General features: G+C 58.6%; 14 protein-coding genes. 6 read left to right on the top strand and 8 right to left on the bottom strand.

Annotation, left to right across the window (positions count from 1 at the left end):
* Positions 1 to 2: 2 nt before the first annotated feature.
* The 4 genes from V6Z53_RS07810 to V6Z53_RS07795 form a co-directional block, all read right to left on the bottom strand.
* On the bottom strand, positions 3 to 641 hold the full coding sequence (locus tag V6Z53_RS07810) for a LysE family translocator (protein WP_338584962.1): 639 nt from the start codon (positions 639 to 641) through the stop codon (positions 3 to 5).
* A 22-nt stretch (positions 642 to 663) separates the two neighbouring features.
* Positions 664 to 1,077, bottom strand: a complete 414-nt coding sequence (locus tag V6Z53_RS07805; RefSeq protein WP_338584961.1) for an NUDIX domain-containing protein — start codon at positions 1,075 to 1,077, stop codon at positions 664 to 666.
* A gap of 141 nt (positions 1,078 to 1,218) precedes the next feature.
* Positions 1,219 to 2,544 (bottom strand): APC family permease, encoded by a 1,326-nt coding sequence (locus tag V6Z53_RS07800; protein WP_338584960.1) that lies wholly within the window; start codon positions 2,542 to 2,544, stop codon positions 1,219 to 1,221.
* 223 nt (positions 2,545 to 2,767) lie between these two features.
* The gene (locus tag V6Z53_RS07795) at positions 2,768 to 3,589 is read right to left on the bottom strand and encodes a carbon-nitrogen hydrolase family protein (protein WP_338584959.1); all 822 of its coding nucleotides are present in this window, start codon (positions 3,587 to 3,589) and stop codon (positions 2,768 to 2,770) included.
* A gap of 126 nt (positions 3,590 to 3,715) precedes the next feature.
* Here V6Z53_RS07795 and V6Z53_RS07790 point away from each other — a divergent pair, with 126 nt between their 5' ends.
* Positions 3,716 to 4,516 (top strand): LuxR C-terminal-related transcriptional regulator, encoded by an 801-nt coding sequence (locus tag V6Z53_RS07790; RefSeq protein WP_338584958.1) that lies wholly within the window; start codon positions 3,716 to 3,718, stop codon positions 4,514 to 4,516.
* Positions 4,517 to 4,668: 152 nt separating this feature from the next.
* Entirely contained in the window at positions 4,669 to 6,288 is a 1,620-nt protein-coding gene (locus V6Z53_RS07785) for an FMN-binding glutamate synthase family protein (protein WP_338584957.1), read from the top strand.
* A gap of 24 nt (positions 6,289 to 6,312) precedes the next feature.
* Here V6Z53_RS07785 and V6Z53_RS07780 read toward each other — a convergent pair whose 3' ends face one another.
* The 3 genes from V6Z53_RS07780 to V6Z53_RS07770 are packed head-to-tail and all read right to left on the bottom strand — an operon-like array spanning position 6,313 to position 9,144.
* Positions 6,313 to 7,833 carry a glucosyltransferase domain-containing protein gene (locus tag V6Z53_RS07780; RefSeq protein WP_338584956.1) on the bottom strand — a complete coding sequence of 507 codons (1,521 nt, stop codon included), beginning with the start codon at positions 7,831 to 7,833 and terminating at the stop codon, positions 6,313 to 6,315.
* A gap of 1 nt (position 7,834) precedes the next feature.
* Positions 7,835 to 8,773 carry a glycosyltransferase family 2 protein gene (locus V6Z53_RS07775; RefSeq protein WP_338584955.1) on the bottom strand — a complete coding sequence of 313 codons (939 nt, stop codon included), beginning with the start codon at positions 8,771 to 8,773 and terminating at the stop codon, positions 7,835 to 7,837.
* Positions 8,770 to 9,144 carry a GtrA family protein gene (locus V6Z53_RS07770; protein WP_338584954.1) on the bottom strand — a complete coding sequence of 125 codons (375 nt, stop codon included), beginning with the start codon at positions 9,142 to 9,144 and terminating at the stop codon, positions 8,770 to 8,772. Before V6Z53_RS07770 ends, V6Z53_RS07775 begins: the two co-directional genes overlap by 4 nt.
* 252 nt (positions 9,145 to 9,396) lie before the next feature.
* Here V6Z53_RS07770 and V6Z53_RS07765 point away from each other — a divergent pair, with 252 nt between their 5' ends.
* A complete protein-coding gene (locus V6Z53_RS07765) occupies positions 9,397 to 10,521 on the top strand; it encodes an OpgC domain-containing protein (RefSeq protein ID WP_338584953.1) in 1,125 nt (374 codons plus the stop codon).
* 120 nt (positions 10,522 to 10,641) lie between these two features.
* On the opposite strand, the gene V6Z53_RS07760 is transcribed toward V6Z53_RS07765, so the two are convergent.
* Positions 10,642 to 12,063, bottom strand: a complete 1,422-nt coding sequence (locus V6Z53_RS07760) for an amino acid permease (RefSeq protein WP_338584952.1) — start codon at positions 12,061 to 12,063, stop codon at positions 10,642 to 10,644.
* Positions 12,064 to 12,679: 616 nt separating this feature from the next.
* On the opposite strand from V6Z53_RS07760, the gene V6Z53_RS07755 reads away from it, so the two are divergent.
* From V6Z53_RS07755 to V6Z53_RS07745, 3 genes are all read left to right on the top strand, one after another.
* On the top strand, positions 12,680 to 13,138 hold the full coding sequence (locus V6Z53_RS07755; protein ID WP_338584951.1) for a transposase: 459 nt from the start codon (positions 12,680 to 12,682) through the stop codon (positions 13,136 to 13,138).
* 159 nt (positions 13,139 to 13,297) lie between these two features.
* Positions 13,298 to 16,417 (top strand): transglycosylase domain-containing protein, encoded by a 3,120-nt coding sequence (locus V6Z53_RS07750; protein WP_338584950.1) that lies wholly within the window; start codon positions 13,298 to 13,300, stop codon positions 16,415 to 16,417.
* Positions 16,418 to 16,587: 170 nt separating this feature from the next.
* Positions 16,588 to 21,261 carry a DUF6543 domain-containing protein gene (locus V6Z53_RS07745; RefSeq protein WP_338584949.1) on the top strand — a complete coding sequence of 1,558 codons (4,674 nt, stop codon included), beginning with the start codon at positions 16,588 to 16,590 and terminating at the stop codon, positions 21,259 to 21,261.
* Positions 21,262 to 21,297 lie beyond the last annotated feature (36 nt).

Below are 21,297 nucleotides of genomic sequence, written 5' to 3'. Positions count from 1 at the left end.
GTTCAGGCCATCCGTTTCTGCTCGAGCATCAAGCGCAACGCCAGCGCCGACAATACAAAACCCATGAAATAACGCTGCATCGCCAGCCAGGTCGGGTTGTTGACGAACCACGAAGCGATGCCCGCCGCAAACAGGGCAATCATCAGGTTGACGCTGAAACTGACGCTGATCTGGGTCAGCCCCAGCACGATGCTTTGGGTGAACACCGAACCGTGTTCGGGGGTGATGAACTGCGGAAATACCGAGAGATAGAACACCGCGATCTTCGGGTTCAGGGCACTGGTCAAAAAGCCCATGGTGATCAGTTTTCGTGACGAATCCGGCGGCAGCTGTTGTGCTTCGAATGGCGAACGCGCACCGGGCTTGACCGCCTGCCAGGCTAGCCACAACAGATACAGCGCCCCCGCCCACTTCAACACTTCATAAGCCATCGGCACCGCGAGGAACACCGCGGTCAAACCGGCCGCAGCGGCGAACAGATGCACGAAGAAACCCGCGACTACACCGAGCAACGACGTCACCCCGGCCTTGCGCCCCTGGCAGATCGAACGGGAGATCAGGTAGATCATGTTCGGCCCAGGCGTCAGTACCATCAGCAATGCAGCAGCAGCGAAAATCAGCAAGTCCTGGAGCGGGATCATGGCGGTTCCCTTGCGTGAATGATCAGGCGATGGCGGTCAGCGAAGCTCGATAAAACGGCAGGATCAGGTCCCGTGTCAATGGCGCCAGAGTGACATCGCCATCGGTGGCCGGATCGATCCAGAGCACTTCTTCGATCTCTGCCGCGGGGGTCACGTCGACATCGATGTGCAGCTGAAAAATCTCGGCGTGCACGACAAAGCCCGGCTCGTTGGCGGCCGGTGCCGAGAAATGCCCGAGATAAACGGCCTGCACCGGGTCGATGTCCAGACCCAGCTCTTCTTCCAGCTCACGAGCCAAAGCGTGGACAGGCAATTCATGGGGCTCGATCTTGCCGCCCGGTTGCATGAACGCCTGAGTGCCGCGCTTGCGCACCAGCAGGGTTCGTCCGTCGGGGCCGATCAGCAGGGCGGCGGCGATGTGGATAGTTGTCGACATGACAAAAAGACCTTTGACTCAAAAACGGCAAGGATCACATGTCTTCCACGGATTGTGTAGGAGCTGCCGCAGGCTGCGATCTTTTGACTTTGTTTTTTCAAGATCAAAAGATCGCAGCCTTCGGCAGCTCCTACAAAGGCGTCATGCAGTCTCTTGGAAATCCATCTCCGGCGGCTGGCGACGGAAACCACCCGTCAACACCGCGAGGTAAACCACGCCAATCGCCAACCAACTCAGGCCGAGATAGATGGCGAGGTGATCGAGGCTGACCATCAGCCACAAATCCGCCGCGAGACCGATGAACGGGAAGAGCAGGAACAGCACGAATTCGCGCAGGCCTTTTTTCTCGCCGCCGATCCAGTAATGGAAGATCACCGACAGGTTCACCAGGCTGAACGCCAGGAACGCGCCGAAGTTGATGAACGAGGTTGAAGTGGTGACGTCGAGTTTCAGCGCAAGCAATGCCACCACAGCACACAGCAGGATGCTGTTGATCGGCGTGCCGAAACGCTCATGCAAGGTGCCGAAAAACGATTTCGGCAGTACGCCGTCGCGGCCCATGGCGTAGAGCAGGCGCGAACCGCTGGCCTGGGCCGACAGACCCGAGGCGAACTGGCCCACAATCAGGCCGATCAGGAAGATCGAGACGAACAGGTCGCCGCCGATGTTGCGCGCAATTTCATAGGCCGCCGAGTCGACGCTGTCGAACTGGAACGACGGGTGGGCGATCTGCACGAAGTACGACACACCGACGAAAATCATGCCGCCAATCAGGGTGATCAGCATGATCGCCCGTGGAATGGTGCGGCGTGGGTCGCGGGTTTCTTCGGTGAGGGTGCTGACCGCGTCGAAACCGAGAAACGAGTAACAGGCGATGGCCGCACCGCTCATGATCAACGGCATCTGCATGTCGCCGTTGAAGAACGGTTTGATCGACCACAGCGGCGTGCTCGCATCGCCGCCGACGTAATGCACGCACAACGCGACGAAGGTGATCAGCACCAGGAACTGCACCAGCATCAGCAAGGCGTTGATGCCGTTGGCCAGTTTCAGGCCGACGATGTTGATCGCGCTGGTGATGCCGATGAACGCCAGTACCCAGATCCACTGCGGCACGGCCGGGAACGCCGAGTTGAGGTACGCCGCGCCGATCAGCCAGATCGCCATCGGCAGGAACAGGTAATCGAGCAGCACCGCCCAACCGGCGATGAACCCGAGTTTCGGGCTGATGGCTTTGCGCACATAGCTGTAGGCGGAACCGGCCACCGGGAACGCCGAGGCCATGCGCCCGTAGCTCATGGCGGTGAAAAACATCGCCACGAGTGCCGCCAGATACGCGGCGGGCACCATGCCGGCGGTGGATTGAGCGAGGATGCCAAAGGTGCCGAGCACAATGATCGGCGTCATGTAGGCGATGCCAAACAGCACCACCGACCCCAGTGACAGGGTGCGTTGCAAACGAGCCATGAGCGACTACTCCGGAATTATTAGATTTATGGCAGAGCCGAGTTCGGCGCAAATTTCGGGTGTTGCATTGTTGTTTTTTGGGTGATGGTCCAGCAGGTGTGGTGCCTATGAGGCCCTCTTCGCGAGCAAGCCCGCTCCCACATTGGTTTTGTGAACGCCCGAGATCAAATGTGGGAGCGGGCTTGCTCGCGAAGGCTCCCGCCCGGTCAGCATTGAATCCGGATCAACGAGCAGGAATCAGCAACTCCCGAAGTCCGCTGGCATGCTCAACCATCTCCCCCGGCAACTTCAGCCGCTGATCATCCAGATAGCGATAATCCTGGCGCGCCGCCGTCAACTGGTTCAGGTCCAGCTCCACCGCAAACTGTCCCTCTTCACGACCGGCCTCGAACAGCAGCGTGCCCAGCGGATCGACCAGCGCACTGCCACCGGCGAACAACAACCCGCCATCGCCCTCTTCCACCCGGTTGACCATCAGCGCGAACGCCTGGTTTTCCTGGGCGCGGGCCATGATCGCGGTGCGGTGGGTCGGGCCGTACGGGTCCATGTTGCCGTTGGTCACCAGCAGCAACTCGGCACCGAGTTGCGCCAGGGCGCGGGCGGTTTCGGGGAATTCGATGTCGTAGCAGATCAGCAAGCCGACGCGCACACCGTTCCACAGGCACGTGGCGTAGCGGTCGCCGGCCTCGAACACACCGCGATCCGACGCCCACAGGTGCGTCTTGCGGTATTTCAGCGCGATGCCTTCGGGGGTGATCAACAGCGTGGTGTTGTAGAAGCGACCGTCGTCGTTCTCGGCGGTGCCGACGACCACGGCGATCTTGCGCTCACGGACCGCAGCGACAATCGCGCTGACGGTCGGGCCGTCCAGCGGCTCGGCGACATCGGCCACGGACTCGGCGCTCGGGAAGCCCATCAAGTGGCTTTCCGGAAACATGATCAGTTGCGTGTCGGCGGCGCAGGCGTTGATCGCCTCCAGAGCACGTTCGAGGTTGTAAGCCGTGTCGTTGTCACGGCCCGCCAATTGGGCGAGTTCGACCTTCATGGGTATTCCTTGTTCTAAGGCCGGGCTGGGAGAAAGATTGCCCGGTCGCTGTCTGTGCGCCAGTATGCGCAGCAAGCAAGCGGCCGGGAAATCACGCCGCTGGGGTAACACGATAGGGGTAGATGCATGACACTCTCGTTGGACGACATCGCCTGGCACCGTTCGGTGGGGCAATTGATCGACGCCCTGGACAAGCCCAATTTCTGGACGCAGCTGTTGCGTTTGCTGGATCAGTACGTGCCCTGCGACAGTTGGGTGGCGCTGCTGTTCAGCGCCGACCAGCACCCGCAAGTGTTCGCCGAATGCCCCGGCGAAGACGGCGGCCCCGATCCGTTGTTCCAGGATTACCTGCGCGGCCTGTACCTGCTCGATCCGTTCTACATCGCCTGCCGCGAGCAATCGCGCACCGGTTTGTATCGCCTGTCGGAAGTGGCGCCGGAGCATTTCGAACTCACCGAGTACTATCAACGATACTTTCGTGTGAATGTCGTGGCCGACGAAATACAGTTTAATTGCCAGCTCGAAGGCGACCGTACGCTGTGCCTGTCACTGGGCAGCAAGCAGCGGTTCAGCGCGCAGCAGATAGCCTTGCTGTCGTTGATCCAGCCGTGGGTGCTCGGACTGTTGCGCCAGCGTCTTCCCTATGAGATCAACGAAGTGGTGGCCCTCGCCCCAGCGCCGGTACAAGGCGACTGGCGGGTGCAACTGGAAGCTTCAGTGCAGCAACTCAAAGGCGCGCAATTGACCGCCCGGGAGCTGGATGTCGGGCGTTTGATGCTCAGCGGCTGCTCCAGCAAGGAAATCGCCCGCAAACTGGAAATCTCCATCGAAACCGTGAAAGTCCATAAGAAACACATGTACAGCAAGCTGGGGATCAAGTCCCAGTCCGAGCTGTTTTCGATTTTTCTCCAGGCACAAAATGCCTGAAGTCGCACATCCCGTAGGAGCAAAGCTTGCTCGCGATTGCGGTTTCATATTCAGCATCAATGTTGACTGACCCAACGCCATCGCGAGCAAGCTCGGCTCCTACAAGTTTTGTGTGTAGCCATAATCATTGAGTCCGAACCCAAGGAAACCGTATGAGCCTGTCACTCCTGAGCCGCTACGCCTTCTTTGCCGTCTGTGTGATCTTCACCCTCGCCAGCCTGCCCTTCCTCGAACACGACTGGCTCTGGCCAATCACCGCCATCACCGGCGTGCTCAGCCTGATCGGCCTGTTCGATCTGATGCAAAGCCCTCACGCGGTGCGCCGCAACTATCCGATCCTCGGCAATATCCGCTATCTGGTCGAAGGCATTCGCCCGGAAATCCGCCAGTACCTGCTCGAATCCGACAGCGACGCCCTGCCCTTTTCCCGGTCCCAGCGTTCGCTGGTCTATTCCCGGGCCAAGAATGAAAGCGCCGACAAACCGTTCGGCACCCTGATCGACGTTTACCAGTCGGGCTTCGAATTCATCGGCCACTCCATGCGTCCGGCGCCGTTGAGTGACCCGAGCGGTTTTCGCGTGACCGTCGGCGGCCCGCAGTGCACCCAGCCGTACTCCGCGTCGGTGTTCAACATCTCGGCCATGAGTTTCGGCTCGCTCAGCGCCAACGCCATTCGCGCGCTGAACCAGGGCGCCAAGCTCGGCAACTTCGCCCACGACACCGGTGAAGGCAGCATCAGCCCCTATCACCGCGAACACGGCGGCGACCTGACCTGGGAGCTCGGCAGCGGCTACTTCGGCTGCCGCACCAGCGATGGCCGTTTCGACCCTGAACGCTTCGCCGCGCAGGCGCAAACGCCGCAAGTGCGGATGATCGAAATCAAGATGAGCCAAGGCGCCAAACCCGGCCACGGCGGCATCCTGCCCAAGCACAAAGTCACCAAGGAAATCGCTGCAACCCGCGGCATTATGATGGGCGAAGACTGCGTCTCGCCGTCACGCCACAGCGCGTTTTCCACGCCAATCGAAATGATGCATTTCATCCAGCAATTGCGTGAGCTGTCCGGCGGCAAACCGGTGGGCTTCAAGTTCTGCCTCGGTCATCCTTGGGAATTCATGGGCATCGCCAAAGCCATGCTGGAAACCGGGATCCTCCCGGACTTTATCGTCGTCGACGGCAAGGAAGGCGGCACCGGCGCCGCGCCCGTGGAATTCACCGATCACATCGGCGTGCCGATGCGTGAAGGTCTGTTGTTCGTGCACAACACCCTGGTGGGCCTGAACCTGCGGGACAAGATCAAGCTCGGCGCCAGCGGCAAGATCGTCAGCGCCTTCGACATCGCCAGCGTGCTGGCCATCGGCGCCGACTGGGCCAACTCGGCGCGCGGCTTCATGTTCGCCATCGGCTGCATCCAGTCGCAAAGCTGCCACACCAACAAATGCCCGACCGGTGTCGCCACTCAGGACACCTTGCGCCAGCGCGCATTGGTGGTGCCGGACAAGGCCCAACGCGTCTACAACTTCCACCGCAACACCCTCAAGGGCCTGGCCGAAATGCTCGCCGCCGCCGGCCTCGAACACCCGTCGCAGCTGTCGGCCAAGCACTTGGTGCGACGCATGTCGGCGACCGAGATCAAGCTGTTTTCCCAGCTGCATGTGTTCCTCAAACCGGGCGAATTGCTGACCGGTGAAGTGAATGGCGAGTTCTATTCGCGGATGTGGCAGATGGCGCGGGCAGACAGTTTTGAGCCCAACGAAGTGGCCGCTGCCTGAACCCGACGGCCCCGGCATTGCGCTTCACCACCGAAGCGATTTGATCGGGGCCGGCTCTTTGAACACGATGAAACCGTAATCGCCAATCAGGTAAATCCGGTAGTACTGGCTCTCAACCAGCGGCGGGAGATGCTGATACCCCACCCGCGTCGCATTGCGCCGCTCTCTTTCCATAACGACGTTAGTGATGCCAACTTTCGGCAGATTCTCGGCCAACATATAAAAATCGTTGCTCAGTAATGTTTTCAATACGGGTATCTGTTTGAACGTTGCGGCTGCACCCACTAGCCAGTAATCGGAGTAGGTATCGGACATGTAAATGAGTTTGGCCTCACGCAATTTCTGGTGTGACGCTATGTCGTACCCAAGACCGAATAGAGCGCTGGTGACGAAAGTTTTCTGCACCGTCAATACGCGCCCATACGCAAAAGACAGCGATAACATCGCCAACAATGGGATGAGCAATAACAGAGGCAGACGCTGATGGATCGATATCAGCACCAGATGGCTCAAATAGAACAAAAACACCAGAAGTACCGCAAATCCCATAAAGGTTCTCAGACCCACGTTGAAGTCGCGGAAAAACAAAGCGACCCCTGATACCAGGATCATGAGAACTGGAATTGTCAGCACACACACCAAGCCGACCAGAAATTTTTTCAGGCCACTTTCTTTCAGCTCGTTAATGGTCAATCCAAGGCGAATACTGCCGGCAATCGCGCACAGCACCAATCCGGCGAATACCCAGCCAAAGCCGCCATGGAGCAACAACATTACGTTATCAACCACCCGACCGAGGTTGATGAATGTTTGCACCAAAGGCCGCGCCGACCAATCCAGTAATTTCGTGCGATTCTGATCCATGAACGGATAAGCGCTGACACTGTAAATCAACCAGCCCAAAACCAGTTGAGCGAGCTTCCAGCCCAATAAACTACACCACCGCGACCATGCCACTTTGTCATTGGCGCACCTGAGTACTTCCATACAACACAAGCCCAGAAACACGTTCAAGCTGATTTGATAAAGCCCCAACGCCAACGCAATAAGGAATGCTGGCACCAGCCATTGCAGAGTTCGTGAAGGGTGATGAAAGGTGATTGCGTAAATCGCGGCCGAAACACTTAGTGCCATGGCCGGACCATCGTACTGATAGGACAAATTCTGCAAGAAGAACGGGTTGTACCAGAGTGGCAGCAGCACCAGACTGTCGGAGATGGTTGGGCGGCGGAAGTAGTGAAATGTGAGGCTTGTCAGAGCAGACGCCATAACCACCGTGGCGACCAACAACGGCAAGGGAAAAATGTTCGGTGAGGCATTACTGAAGGTCAGGATATTGTAGTAGAGCGCAGCAAATAAACGCCCTTGCTCGGGCCATTCCATACCGGTCGCTATACCATTTGTTAATAAGCGCCAGTTGTCATCAAGATAGGGAAAGTCCGCAAGCACCAACGGCAGAATATACAAAAAGGTTGCAAACAGAAAAAACACCCAGACCTGCCGGCGCCCGAGTTCCTTGATGAAAAAATCGCTGAAGCGCCCCATGTCAGCGCTCGCGCCGGTCTTTGCCGCCAACGATGTCTTTGACCACATAGCGCGGCCGATGCTTGGCTTCGATGTAGATCCGGCCGATGTACTCCCCGAGAATGCCGATGCCGATCAATTGCACGCCGCCGAGAAACAGAATGGCCGTCATCAGCGACGGGTAACCGGGCACGCTGTTGCCGTTGAGAATCTTGTCCAGCACCATGTACACCGCGTACAGCACGGCGAAGATCGACACAGCCCCACCGACGTAAGTCCATAGCCGCAAAGGCACGGTGCTGAACGAGGTCACGCCTTCCAGTGCCAGGTTCCACAGTTTCCAGACGTTGAATTTGCTATTACCCGCCACGCGCGGGGCGCGCTCGTATTCGACCACGACGGTGTTGAACCCGGCCCAGGACAACACGCCTTTCATGAACAGCTGATGCTCGGGCAGTGCACGAATCACATCGACCACCTTGCGATCCATGAGACGAAAATCGCCGACGTTTTCTTCGATACGGGTGTACGAAATTCGATTCAACAGGTGATAGAACAACGATGCGCTGTGGCGTTTCAGATAACTGTCGGAATGACGGTCCCGACGTTTCGCCAGCACCACGTCAGCGCCTTTTTGCCATTGCTCGATCAGCAACGGGATGACGCTGATCGGGTCCTGCAGGTCGACGTCCATCGGGATGACCGCGTCGCCGGTAGCATGTTCCAGGCCGGCGAACAGCGCGGGCTCCTTGCCGAAGTTGCGGGAAAAATTGATCAGCATGACCTGATCGTCTGCTTGCGCCAGGGCGGTGGCCTGTTCGGCCGTGCGGTCGGAACTGCCGTCGTTGATGAACAAAATCTCCACCTCGGCATCGAGCTTCAACTCACGCCGCACAGCCTGGTAGAAAATATCGATCGCCTGCTCTTCGTTGAACACCGGAACAATGAGCGAGATTTTCATGCGTCACGCTCGCGAAACACCACGTACTTGGAAAACAGGAAACCGAACACCAGACTCATCGCAGAAAACATCGCCACGGTGAGCAAACCATGTAACCGCCACAGGTCACCGGCATAGCCGACGCCAAAACTCAACGCCCCCATCGCCGCCATGAACAGCAGATAACCGCCGACCGACATTTTGCTATCAAAGGTGTAGAGCGCATTCATGTAGAAGGAAAACGAAGCCGCTACGCAGAACGCCGCCAGATTGCTCACAGCCTGACGCAACCCCGCTGCGACGCTGAGCAGGAAAAAAATCTGCCAGTGAATAAGGGTGTTGGCGACCCCGATCACCGTGTAGCTGGACAACCCTTTCCATAAACGTCTCATGCTGACAGTCCTTTATTGGAACCTTGTAATCCCATACGTATTGGAGCTTGTCTACTGTCAGAAATCGCAGGTTCGTGTGCCTTTCAGACCAGTGGTAAGGGCCTGAGGCACAGGCAGGAGACATTCCGAAATACCCCGGCTTTGCAATTGCGAGCGAATCAGTCCACCCTGCGCGCCGCCGATGAGCGGCATGTAATCTTTGTCGTCTTCGACTACTCCTTTGTTCAACACCCCGTTTACGAGCCTGCCGTCATGACGTTAGCGCGCGATCACCGGATCGACTTTTTTCGCGGTCTGGCACTGATCTTCATCTTCTGGGATCACGTGCCCCACAACCCTTTGGGTCAAATCACCTTGCGTAACTTTGGCTTCAGCGATGCGGCCGAAGTCTTCGTGTTCCTGGCCGGGTATGCGGCGGTGCTGGCCTACGGCAAAGTCCTGGCGCGGGAAGGATTTCTCATCGCCTGCGTGAAAATCCTGCGCCGTGCCTGGGTGCTGTATGTGGTGCACATTTTTCTGCTGGCGATGCTGATGGGCATCGTGTTCTTCGCCAACAGCCATGTGGAAACCCGCGATCTGGTCGAAGAAATGGGCATGCACCACTTCATCAGCGACCCGCAACAGGCCTTGATCGATGAACTGCTGCTGCGCTTCAAACCCAACCTGATGGACCCGCTGCCGCTGTACATCGTGCTGCTGGCAGGGTTGCCGCTGGCGCTGCCGATACTGGTGCGCAAGACCTGGGTGGTGGTGGCGATGTCGGTGGCGTTGTACCTGATGGTGCCGTTGGCCGACTGGAATCTGGCCGCGATCAAGGACGGCGTGTGGTACTTCAACCCGGTTGCCTGGCAATTGCTGTTTGTCCTCGGCGGCGCCGCCGCGATTCACTCACAACGACCGCGCTTGCCCGAGAGCCGACCGTTAATCCGTCAGCCGTTGTTCATGACGGCAGCGGTGTACGTTGTGGTCACCGGCGTGTTGACTGTGTTGTGGCGCTGGCCGCAGATTCACGACGCTCTGGTGCCGTCCGGCCTGAGCAACCTGATCTACCCGATCAGCAAGACCAACCTCTCGCCTGCGCGTCTGCTGCACTTTCTGGCGCTGGCTTATGTCACCGCCAAATTGCTTCCCGATACGGGCTGGACGCAGAATTGGCTGGCACAGCAAAGCTGTCGCATGGGGCGTTTCTCGCTGGAGATTTTCTGCCTGGGCGTGTTGCTCGCACCTTTGGCGGACATGCTCAACGCCTTGACCAACGACGCCTTCGCCATGCAAATCTTCACGGCGCTGGTGGGTGCGGGGTTGATGGCGTTGCTGGGGGCATGGCTGGAGTTCAACAAGCGTTTGAACCGACCTTCGACGGTGGCCGTTGCCTAAGTGTTTTTTGTGGCGAGGGAGCTTGCTCCCGCTGGGTCGCGCAGCGGCCCCAAAAAATGGGACTGCTGCGCAGTCCAGCGCGAGCAAGCTCGCTCGCCACAAGGTGTCATGTAAAAAGGCTTATTGAGCCGAACGCACCGCACCTTGCGAAACATTGGTCGGTTGCAGCTTGAACATGTAGAACAACACCGTCAGCAACACCAGGAACGCAGGGCCCACATACAGCGCCACGCGGGTGTCCGGGAAGTACGCCATCAAGCCAACCACCAGCACCAGGAACGCCAGCGCCAGATACGAGCTGACCGGGTACAGCCACATGCGGTATTTCAGGCCGGCACGTTCACTGGCACTCAGGCCTTTGCGGAATTTCAGCTGGGCCAGCAGGATCATTACCCAGGTCCAGATCGCGCCGAAGGTGGCAATCGCCGTCACCCAGATGAAGACTTTCTCCGGCACCAGGTAGTTGAGCAGCACGCCCAGCAGCAACGCACCAATCGACAGCAGCAACGCGCGACGCGGCACGCCGTTGTTCGAGGTCTTGGCGAAACCGGCCGGAGCCTGACCATTCTGCGCCAGGCTGTAGAGCATGCGCCCGGTGCTGAAGATGCCGCCGTTGCACGACGACAATGCTGCGGTGATCACCACGAAGTTGATGATGCCGGCAGCGGTCTTGATGCCCAGACGCTCGAAGGTCATCACGAACGGACTGCCTTGGGTACCGATTTCGTTCCACGGGTAGATCGACAGGATCACGAACAGCGCACCGACGTAGAACAGCAGAATCCGCCAGAACACCGAGCCGATTGCGTCGGGAATGGTCTTCTGCGGGTTCTTCGCTTCACCGGCAGTCAGGCCGATCATCTCAACGCCCAGATAGGCGAACATGACCATCTGCAGCGACATCAACACGCCTTGCACGCCGTTAGGCATGAAGCCGCCGTGCGCCCACAGGTTGGAAATCCCCAGCGCCACGCCGTCATTGCCGAAGCCGAAAGCGATGACGCCGATACCGCCGAACACCATCGCAATGATGGTGACGATCTTGATCAGGGCGAACCAGAACTCGAATTCACCGAAGGCCTTGACCGCGATCAGGTTGATCGAGCCCATGCTGACCAACGCCGCCAGCGCCCAGATCCAGCGCGGCACCTCGGGGAACCAGACACCCATGTACACCGCCACGGCGGTGATCTCCGCGACACACGTCACCAGCCACAGGAACCAATAGTTCCAACCCGTGAGGAAGCCGGCCAGCGGGCCGAGATAGTCTTGGGCGTAACGGCTGAACGAACCGGCAACCGGGTTGTGCACGGCCATTTCACCGAGCGCACGCATGATCACCAGGATCGCCAGACCACCGATGATGTAAGACAGCATGATCGCCGGGCCGGCCATTTCAATGGCCTTGGCCGAACCAAGAAACAGACCGACGCCGATACAGGCACCGAGCGCCATCAGGCGAATATGCCGTTCGCCGAGTTCGCGTTTGAGCGGACCGCCCTGAGCGGTGTCGCCGTGGGGCAGAGGATTGCCTACGGACATGGGGTACAACCTCGTCTTGTTATTGGATATGACCACCGAGTGGCGAAGCGTTGACCGATAAGCCATGGCTTGCCGTAACCGGGCCTGCCTCGTGGGCAGAACCGTCTCGCAGGATGGAAACCTGCGAGATCAGCGGGTGTGCAGTATAAAAAGCTGCCGCAAGCGGTTTTCACTCTATAAACCACAAAAATCAGGTGTAACTCGCGATTAAATCGGGATTTACGGAGAAGGATTGTCTGGGGTTTGTAGGATTTTTCGCTATTGGAGGCGGTGGCGAGTATTGCACGGTATTGGTGCAGCGTCATGTCCCCACGTGGACCATATTTACCCACTGGAAACGTCTAAATCAGCACTTCCAGCTTGCATCAATCCCTGTGGCGAGGGAGCTTGCTCCCGCTCGGCTGCGCAGCAGTCGCAAATCCAGACAACCGGTTTATTCAGACAAATTCCAATTGCAGAATTTGGGGCCGCTACGCAGCCCAGCGGGAGCAAGCTCCCTCGCCACAGGAGCTTGCTTTCCTGTAGAGATTTCGGACTTCTCCCACAAACGTTGCAACTGCATGTAGTCCGGTGAGCAACTAGATTCAGAAGAAGCCTCAGCAAAAGGACGCAAGGAATGCTTCCCCACCCAAACTCACACTTACTGCGCCAAGGACGTTTTTCCGAATCAGGCCGGGCCTATCTCATCACTGCCGTTGTTCATCAGAGACGCCCCATATTCAGCAATTGGAATCTGGGGCGTTTGTTAGTAGCCGAACTCAGACGCGCTCACGATCAGGAAAAAGTGAACTCGATTGCCTGGGTGATCATGCCTGACCACTTCCATTGGCTCGTCCAAATCGAACAATGCACCTTGGCGCAACTCATGCAAACCACCAAGTCCCGTAGCACATTGACGATCAACCGGGTATTGAATCGGAATGGTGCATTCTGGCAAACCGGCTACCACGACCGGGCAATACGCGATGGAGAAGACTTACGGCCTTTCGCCCGCTACATCGTTGCTAATCCACTACGTGCAGGACTGGTGGAACAAATCGGTGATTATCCGCTCTGGGATGCCTGCTGGCTCTGACAACAATCTTCTGCTGACTTTGTGGCGAGGGAGCTTGCTCCCGCGCCACAGGTCCAGAAGTTGGCCGATAGTTGGATCCTCACAATTTTTTCACCAACGCCAACCACCGACTAAGCTTCAGACAAGTCCGATCAATCTGCGTGAATGGATCAGTCGACTATGGGCGCTTTATGGCAAACCGATTCGAGTAAAACCGTGGTTCCGACTGAACGTGTGGATGAAGCGCCATTACCTGAAAAACCTCCTCGCAGCCGCGTCAAGCACGGCTGGAAGGCGTTTTGGCTGTTGCTGCTGATTATTGCGATTGTCGTAGGCCTGGCTGCCGCCAAGGAAATGCGTACGTCGCGGTTTCAGTCCCGGGAAGTCAGCAAGTTTGCCAAAACCCTGAGTTATGAGCTCAAACCCGGCCCCAGCGACGCGATTCACTACCCCGGTGCCGGCCCGTTCGATCTGCGCCTGGGCTACAGCTCGCTGGGCGAATTCCTGCCGAGATTGCTCAAGCGCGATTACGTGATCACCGCCCAGACGCGTTTTTCCCCGGCGTTGATGAACTACACCGACAAGGGCCTTTTCGTACCCTATTCGGAGAAGATCCAGGCCGGTCTGTCGATCACCGATTGCAAGGCGGCACCGCTGTATCAATACAATTATCCGCAACAGCTTTATTCCAGCTTCGACACGATCCCGCCGGTAGTCGTCAACAGCCTGCTGTTCATCGAAAACCGCTTCCTGCTCGACCCGCGTCAACCCTTGGCTAACCCGGCGGTGGATTGGCCACGGTTCGGCATGGCGGCGTATACCCAGATCGCCAAGATGCTGCACCTGCCCGGTCAATCGGCGGGTGGCAGCACACTGGCGACGCAACTGGAGAAGTACCGGCATTCGCCCGATGGCTTGACTGCGTCTGGCGGCGAGAAGATCCGCCAGATGATTTCCGCCAGCGTGCGCGCCTATCAGGACGGCCCAGACACCCTGAAGGCCCGGCAGAATGTCGTGCGCGACTACCTCAACAGCGTGCCGCTATCAGCGGTGCCAGGCCACGGTGAAGTGCACGGCATGGCCGAGGGGTTGCGCGTGTGGTACGGCGCCGATTTCAACCAGGCCAACGAACGCCTGGCCAGCGAGGCGACGGATCCAAAAAGCCTGGCCGATAAAGGTCTGGCCCTGCGCGAAATGCTCTCGTTGATGATCGCCCAGCGCCGTCCTTCCCATTACCTGACCAAGGGCCGCGATGAACTGGCCGAACTCACCGACAGCCACATCCGCTTGCTGGCCCAGAACAACGTGATCGATGCGCCGTTCGCCGCTGCGGCACTGGCCAGCAAAGTCACCTACCGCGACTGGGCGACCCAGCCGACCATGCAACCGATCGAAACCAACAAAGGCATCAGCGTTGCGCGCAGTCGATTGGCAGGCTTGCTCAACCGTCCGTTGTACGACCTCGACCGCCTCGACCTCTCGGCTACCAGCACCCTGCAAGGTGAACTGCAAACCCAGGCCACTGCCTACCTGAAAAAACTCGCCGACCCGGCCTATGCCACCGAAATCGGCCTGATGGGCGAACGCTTGCTGACCCCCACCAGCACCACCCAAGTGCGTTACAGCTTCACCTTGTTCGAGCTGACCCCGGACGGTTCGCGGGTGCGGGTACAGACCGACAGCACCGACCAGCCGTTCGACATCAACGAAGGCAGCAAACTGGAACTGGGCTCCACCGCAAAAATGCGGGTAATGACCACTTACCTGCAAATCATCGCCGAGTTGCACGATAAATATGGCGACATGAGCGTCCCGGATCTGAAGAAAGTCGAAGTGCCGGAGCAGGACCGCCTCAGCCGTTGGGTCGTCGACTACCTGATCCAGAACAAAGACCGCAGCCTGCCGACCTTGCTCAGTGCCGCGCTGGACCGTAAATATTCCGCCAGCCCCGGCGAGGCGTTTTTTACCGGTGGCGGTTTGCACACGTTCCATAACTTCCGCAAGGAAGACAACGGTCGCCTTCCGACCCTGCGCGACGCCCTGCGTGAATCGATTAACCTGCCTTTCATACGCCTGATGCGCGACCTGGTGCGCTACACCACTTATTCCGGCCCAGGCAACAGTGCCGAACTGCTCAAGGACGACCGCGACCCGCGACGTCAGGAATACCTGGCTTCGTTTGCCGACCGCGAAGGCACCTCGTTCCTGCTCAAGTTCTGGAAAAAATACCGCAACAAGGACACCCAGGCGCGGCTCGAAACGTTCCTCGACAGCATGCGCCCGACGCCGATCCGCCTGGCCGCCGTGCACCGTTACTTGCTACCGCGGGCCAGCCAGGAAAGCTTCAATACCTTCGTGCGCTCGCATCTGACAGGCGCCAAGCTCACCGAGAAGCTCACCGACGATCGCCTTGTGCGGCTCTACGATGCCTATGGCCCCGGCACTTACGACCTGCCTGATCAGGGCTTCATCGCCAAAGTGCACCCGCTGGACCTGTGGATGATGGGCTACTTGCTGACCCACCCCGACGCCACCTTCAAGGACATCGTCAAAGCCAGTCAATTCGAACGCCAGGAGGTCTACAGCTGGCTGTTCAAGAGCCGACACAAAGGCGCCCGCGACAACCGCATCCGCACCATGCTGGAGATCGAGGCGTTCCTCGACATTCACCAGCGCTGGCAAAAAGTCGGTTACCCGTTCGACCATCTGGTGCCGTCGCTGGCCACCGCCATCGGTAGCTCTGGCGACCGTCCGGCAGCCCTGGCCGAGCTGATCGGCACCATCCTCAACGACGGTGTGCGCATGCCGACGCTGCGCATCGACAGCCTGCATTTCGCCGCGAACACGCCATATGAAACCCAATTGATCAACGACCCGGATGCCGGCAAACGGGTGATGCCATCCGAAGTCGCCACCGCCATGCGCGAAGCCCTCTCGCAAGTCGTCGACGCCGGCACCGCAAGACGGGTTTCGGGCAGTTTCAAATTACCCGACGGCACACCGCTGGCCATGGGCGGCAAGACCGGTACCGGCGACAACCGTATCGAAGCCATCGGCTCGGGCGGGCGAATTCTCAGTTCGAAATCCCTCAACCGCACAGCTACATTCGTGTTCTACATCGGCGATACCCACTTCGGCACGCTGACCGCGTTCGTACCGGGACGCTCGGCGGAAAACTTCACCTTCACCTCGGCGTTACCGGTGCAGGTGCTCAAGGGGATGGCACCGATTCTGACGCCGTATCTGCAACCGGGTACGCACACGATGTGCGAGCCAAACACGAGGACGGCTGTTCGTTGAGCAAGGTTCAACATTTGGGGCGCAATGGCGGTAAATATATATTTTTCACTCCCTGATTTTGTGAGCGTCATAGCGCCTCCCACACTTTTACCAACCATTTTTTGAGCTTTTTTCGCGCATGCCATTTGCCTAGTCTGGTCGTTCCATACTGATCAACGGACGATCATGCAATGCCCAATCTTCCCCAGGCGATCCAGGGATCTGCCCAGCCTTCAATTGCCCCATCCGATACCAGCGTTCACTTCGAAACGGTCAGCAAGGCCATTCCCGCGTGGCTGCGCAGCACCTCCATGGCCCGCGCCAGCGCCCTGAAAACCGTCAGGCTCAGCCTTCCTGAATGGCACAAAAACGCTTCGCCAGCCGATCACCGCAGCTTGAAGAATGCGGTCAAGCTCGGCTGGACCGCGCAAAACGATGTCGATAAGGCGTTGCGTGGTTTGCAGGATGTGAAGGCCTTTGCCAAGCCGCTGTTGCAACAGGCATTGAAGGAGCGCTATAGCGTTGAGGACGATGTCGAGGACACCTGGCTGCGACTGTATGCGCCGGTGAAATCACCGTGGTGGGTGCATGACTTCGGATCAGGCACTCGCAGCCGCACCCTCTCCTTGCTTGACGCGGCGCTGCATAATTTTTCCGACGGCGAGACCTTCAGCACCGACTCCGAATTCATTACCCGTCCCAATGCCGCCGGACACTTCGCGGTAAAAAGCCTCAAGCACAAAATCAGCATTGAGCAGTTCAAATCCCTGTGCCGGGAACTGGACCTCGGCGCCCGCTACGAAAAGCATCTGAACGAGTATTTGCTTTCCAGCAACAGCGTGGCCAACAACGTGTTGCGCCATAAAGTCATCCTCAGTCAGAAGAGCACGCTCAATGCAGCGGCACGCATGGCGCTGATGAAACAGGACATTGACCAGGACGCCTACGAGGTCGTGCAGGGCATGCTCGATGACCGCAGAAACCTGCAATGGCAGGGGCAACCCGTTGGCTATTACAACCTGTGCATGATGGATGCATCCCTGACCGGCGTTGTCCTGATCGCACCCGATGTCTCCACTGCCATTGCCCCTGTCCCGGTGATCGCGTACATCCCCCATGATCCGCAGCACCCGCTCAAACAATACGCGTCGCCGCTCGAATTCATGGCGCAACTGACGCGGCAATTGCGCGATGGCTCGTCGCCCGAAAGCTACCAGCAGTTCTTCAGCCAGTTTGTCGACCAGCAACAACGCGGGCATTTTTTTGCGGGGTTGAATGAGCGCCTGAGCAAAGTCAAATGGCACCCCGCCGCGCCCGGCACCAACCTGCCGAGCTGGCGTGAAACGCCTGTGGACAATCCCAATCTGCAATTCGGTCTGTCGAAGGTTCAGGACGATCGCCAGACCAGGTTCAACGGTGATCTGTGGGCCTATTTCTACCGGCAGAAACTCAACAAGATCCTCAACGATGCCAAGGAAATCGCGATCTCCACCGAATACGCCGACCGCATGGCCCGCTGGGCCTGGTGGGACAATCTGGAGAAGATGCTTTCGGACATGCTCAACGCCGCGCTGCTGGTGGCAATACCGTTCGTACCAGGCCTGGGCACCCTGATGCTGGCCTACACCGCGTATCAACTGACCGACGAGGTGGTCGAGGGCATCGTTGATCTGGCCGAAGGTCGCTTGGCCGAGGCTGGCGAGCAAGCTATCGGTGTGCTGGAGAGTGTTGTGCAGTTGGGCGCGTTCGCCGCTGGGGCGACACTGGGCAACGTTGCACGGACAAAACTCTCGCCGTTTTTCGAAGGGCTCAAACCCGTGCAAACGCCCGACGGTCGGACACGGTTGTGGAACCCCGACCTCACCCCCTATCAACAACCAGACGTGGGCTTGCCAACGCAACTCAAACCCGATGGTGCGGGTATTTACCAGCATCAAGGCCAACAGATTCTGCGGCTGAACGGCCAGCTGTTCGAATTGAAAGCAGACCCGGTAACCGGGCAATACCGAATCAAACATCCGCAGCGATCCAATGCCTACGCCCCGACCCTGCGGCACAACAGTCAGGGTGCCTGGGTCAGCGAGACGGAGAACCCGCGCAACTGGGAAGGCACGCCGCTGATGCGCCGAATCGGTCACACCACCGATGCTTTCAGTGACGAGCAACTGGAGCGAATTCGCTTGATCAGCGCCACTAAAGAAACCGCGCTGCGCAGGATGCATATGGAGAACGCGCCCCCGCCACCATTGCTGATCGATACCTTGCAGAACCTCGGTGCACCGGTGGCTCGCATTGCTCAGTCCGCCAATATCGCCTCGCTGTTCAGCGAATTCCCCGGGTTGCCTGAAGCCGTCGCGGAAAAAATCTACTACGGCGCCACAGCGTCCGAGCGCCAGCAGATCGCACAAAACCAGCGCCTGCCGCTGCGCATGAAAACCCAGGCGCGCGAGCTGCTGTTCGAGACGCAAGCGGTCCGCGCCGCCCAGGGTTTGTATAACGATGCACTGATCAACGTCGACACCGAGCGCCTGGTGCTGGGCTCCTTGCGCATCAACACCGACACCTTCGGTAGCCTGCGCATCGAGATCCGCCAGGGCACGTTCGATGGCGAACTGCGTTGCAGCGCCGGGCCTGAGAACGCCAGGCAGGTGCGGGTCATGATTCACGAACCCTCAGGGAAATATCAGGTGCGCGATGCCGCAGGCCTGCCAATCCACGATGCTGACGGGTTCCTGCCCGCCCTGCTCCATGCCATGGGCCAGGAAGGGCAAAGTGCCTTGGGCTACCGGCCGGGTGATGGTGAGTTTTTCAGGGAATGGATCATCGCCAAGACCGCACCGCCAAGCGAGCGCCGTACGGTACTGGCCATGCCGCCCGTACGACCGGTCGCCGAGCATGAAACGATGCTGTTGGTTCGTGGTGGTGGCGTAAGCAGAGAAGCAAGAACCCTGCATGAACGTATTCAGGATCTCCATCAGAATTTCAGTGAGCGTGAAGTCGATACGTTCGCCAATGCCCTGATAGAGCAAGGTCAGCCATTGAGTGTCATTGAGCAGCAAGCACAGGACCTTCAGGAACTGCGGGAGATCCTCAATACCTGGGAATACCGGCAGCCGGATGAGCTGATACACCGAAGCGACGGATTTCGAGACGGTGGCGGACGGCGTATCTGTGAGGCTTTGATCGATTGTTTCGAACGAAACAATACGGATCTCGGCAATCGTACCGATCCGATGAGTTATTCCCTTGATCTATCCCCAAAGACGCTGCCACTGGACCTGGAAACCTGGTGGTCCAGACGCCCCGATCTGGAAAAGTTCTTACACAAAGTCACGGTACTGAAACTCGACAACACGCGCTTTTCCGGCAAGGCGAACGGTTTATTGAGTGCCTTCCCCAACCTTCGCGAACTGAGCGCGAAAGGTTGCGAGCTGACACGCCTGCCGGAAAATATTGGCGCCATGCATCGGCTGGAGCGCCTGCGCCTGAGTGACAACGAGATCGTGCTGGACGCCCCCGCCGTCGAGCAACTGAAGCACCTGACCTATCTGGAAATCCTGCGTCTGGATGAAAACCCTCTGGGCAGGGTTGTGGATATCTCCCGTATGCCGAGGCTGAAGGTCGTGGGACTGAGGGACACGGTGATAACGACCTGGCCCAAAGGCACGTTGAGTAAAACCAGGCCACGAGGATTTCTGCTGGACCTTCGAGACAATCCGATCAGCCTGATTCCCGAGGTGGTGCCCGGTTCGCCACAGGCCTGGGTGGTGGCACGCACCCGACTGGACGTCGGCAACCTGTCGGAATCGAATCAGATGCGCTACCAGGAAATCCGACGCTCGATGGCATTGCCTCCGGAACCCATCGTGCCCTCCAACAGTCAGGGCCAGTGGGTCGTCAATTCCAACTACAGCGCGGACCTCTGGAACGATGTGCCCGGCTGGGGCGTCGACCGCGCCAATATCTGGTCGGAGCTGGGGGATGAGCCCCGGGCCGTGCGCTTCATGACTGTGTTACTGGAATCCCAGGACTCGGCCGACTATCGGGCCGGCGGCCAGGCGCGAGAGCAGTTGCTACAGCGCGTCTGGCGCATGCTTGATGCGATATACGTCGACAGCGACCTGCGGGAAAAACTGTTCACCATGGCCATCGCGCCCGTGGAGTGTGCCGACGCCGGTTCGCAACTGTTCAATCACATGGGCATCCAGGTACTCGCCTACGAAGCTCACGCGTACTCTACCGATCCGGCGCAGCTGGAGCAAAAACTGGTGACGCTGGCCAAAGGCGCGGCGCGGCTGGAGCAAGTGAATGACATTGCCCGGGCCGATGTCGCCAGTCGCGGCGGCAACCCTGATGAAGTGGAAGTCTATCTGGCTTATCAAACCGGCTTGGCGCAACGCCTCGGCTTGCCCTGGCAATCAGAGGGCATGCTTTACCGTCGCGTATCCGGCGTCACTGACGCGATGATTGATCAAGCGTATGACACGGTATTGGCCTTGGGCGAAGGCGATGGGCTGGTCAACCGAATGCTTGAACAGGACTTTTGGGAAACCCATTTGCACGAGCGATACCCGACCCGCATGGAAAGCAATAAACGGCGCTATCAAGACCTGTCGGACCAACTGGAAACCCTGCGAATCACCCAACACGAATGGGTAGAGTCGACTTCGGGTGCGCGGAAAGCCGAGCTGCGAGAACAGCTCCAATCACTCATGAATGGTTTGCCCGCAGCGGACACCGTGGTGTTTGCCGATGAGCCCATCAGTGAAGCCAGATACGACGGACTGCTGGTGGATCTCGGTGACCAAGAAAAAGAACTGGCCAGGCGCTTGACCCGAGCAGCCCTGCGCAAAGTGGGTCAATGACAACCTTCACGACATGACCCGCCAGCAGCCTGACGA

The sequence above is a fragment of the Pseudomonas sp. MAG733B genome, assembly GCF_036884845.1.
Classification (GTDB): domain Bacteria; phylum Pseudomonadota; class Gammaproteobacteria; order Pseudomonadales; family Pseudomonadaceae; genus Aquipseudomonas.
The sequence above is the reverse complement of the archived record's forward strand: the minus strand, read 5'-3'. Positions and strand labels throughout refer to the sequence as shown.

What these genes read in the sequence shown, in the direction of transcription:
- V6Z53_RS07800 (WP_338584960.1), bottom strand. Translation starts at nt 2,544, where the DNA reads ATGGCTCGTTTGCAACGCACCCTGTCACTGGGGTCGGTGGTGCTGTTT.
- V6Z53_RS07775 (WP_338584955.1), bottom strand. Translation starts at nt 8,773, where the DNA reads ATGAAAATCTCGCTCATTGTTCCGGTGTTCAACGAAGAGCAGGCGATC.
- V6Z53_RS07760 (WP_338584952.1), bottom strand. Translation starts at nt 12,063, where the DNA reads ATGTCCGTAGGCAATCCTCTGCCCCACGGCGACACCGCTCAGGGCGGT.
- V6Z53_RS07765 (WP_338584953.1), top strand. Translation starts at nt 9,397, where the DNA reads ATGACGTTAGCGCGCGATCACCGGATCGACTTTTTTCGCGGTCTGGCA.
- V6Z53_RS07745 (WP_338584949.1), top strand. Translation starts at nt 16,588, where the DNA reads ATGCCCAATCTTCCCCAGGCGATCCAGGGATCTGCCCAGCCTTCAATT.
- V6Z53_RS07750 (WP_338584950.1), top strand. Translation starts at nt 13,298, where the DNA reads ATGGGCGCTTTATGGCAAACCGATTCGAGTAAAACCGTGGTTCCGACT.
- V6Z53_RS07785 (WP_338584957.1), top strand. Translation starts at nt 4,669, where the DNA reads ATGAGCCTGTCACTCCTGAGCCGCTACGCCTTCTTTGCCGTCTGTGTG.
- V6Z53_RS07810 (WP_338584962.1), bottom strand. Translation starts at nt 641, where the DNA reads ATGATCCCGCTCCAGGACTTGCTGATTTTCGCTGCTGCTGCATTGCTG.
- V6Z53_RS07795 (WP_338584959.1), bottom strand. Translation starts at nt 3,589, where the DNA reads ATGAAGGTCGAACTCGCCCAATTGGCGGGCCGTGACAACGACACGGCT.
- V6Z53_RS07755 (WP_338584951.1), top strand. Translation starts at nt 12,680, where the DNA reads ATGCTTCCCCACCCAAACTCACACTTACTGCGCCAAGGACGTTTTTCC.
- V6Z53_RS07790 (WP_338584958.1), top strand. Translation starts at nt 3,716, where the DNA reads ATGACACTCTCGTTGGACGACATCGCCTGGCACCGTTCGGTGGGGCAA.
- V6Z53_RS07770 (WP_338584954.1), bottom strand. Translation starts at nt 9,144, where the DNA reads ATGAGACGTTTATGGAAAGGGTTGTCCAGCTACACGGTGATCGGGGTC.
- V6Z53_RS07780 (WP_338584956.1), bottom strand. Translation starts at nt 7,833, where the DNA reads ATGGGGCGCTTCAGCGATTTTTTCATCAAGGAACTCGGGCGCCGGCAG.
- V6Z53_RS07805 (WP_338584961.1), bottom strand. Translation starts at nt 1,077, where the DNA reads ATGTCGACAACTATCCACATCGCCGCCGCCCTGCTGATCGGCCCCGAC.